This is a genomic window from Desulfosarcina cetonica JCM 12296, assembly GCF_001311845.1.
Classification (GTDB): domain Bacteria; phylum Desulfobacterota; class Desulfobacteria; order Desulfobacterales; family Desulfosarcinaceae; genus Desulfosarcina; species Desulfosarcina cetonica.
On the sequence record NZ_BBCC01000527.1, the window covers coordinates 1 to 695 of the forward strand.

Sequence of the window (695 nt, forward strand, 5' to 3'; positions counted from 1 at the left end):
CGCACGCTCAGGCTGACCCAGCGGCCGTCGTCGGCATCCGGGTCCTCGCTGCGCATGATGGCTAAAAGGCGCTCCTCGACGGCGATGATCGTCTCCAGCACCTTGGCGGCGTTGTGATTGCCCCGCGGGCGGAAGATCGCCGAAAGCATCAATCCGCGATCCAGGATGCGTGCCTCGGCCATGTCGTGCAGGGCCTGGATCACCAACTGGGCCGGTGTCTGGCCGGTGGCGATTTCCATCTGTTTGAGCCGTTCGGCATCGGGGAAAAGTCCCTCGGCAATGCTGTCGGCGCTGAGCCCTTGGTCCTGGGGCAGATTGAAGATCTGACGCAGGATGCCCCGCCACAGCCGCTGGACGGCCGGCGACAGGTTCAACTCGGCCATGCGGGCGCTGGCTTCGTCCAGGTTGGCCACCAAGGGCCGCCCCTGGAAAATATCGGTGAGGTTCTGGTTGCGTTGCAAGAAACCGGCCCGCTCCAGCCAGGAGATGGCCGTCTTGACCTTGGTATCGCGAATCTCGGCCGGACCGCCCCGTTGGTCGGCCAGCTCGTCGTCACGCAAGAGCTCGTCGCTGGTGATGACGATCTCGCCCTTCTCATTGCGCTTGACCCGCTTAAGCGCGCAGGATGCGTTGGATCTCGCGTTGCTTGACCTCGGAAAGCGCGCCCAGGCCGAACTGGAAATCGCGTCGGCCGG

At 64.6% G+C, this 695-nt stretch carries 1 protein-coding gene; it reads right to left on the reverse strand.

Annotation, left to right across the window (positions count from 1 at the left end; genetic code table 11):
• Window positions 1–695, reverse strand: a 695-nt coding sequence (locus tag JCM12296_RS40880) for a hypothetical protein (protein ID WP_218188472.1), incomplete at both ends; no start/stop codon positions are given.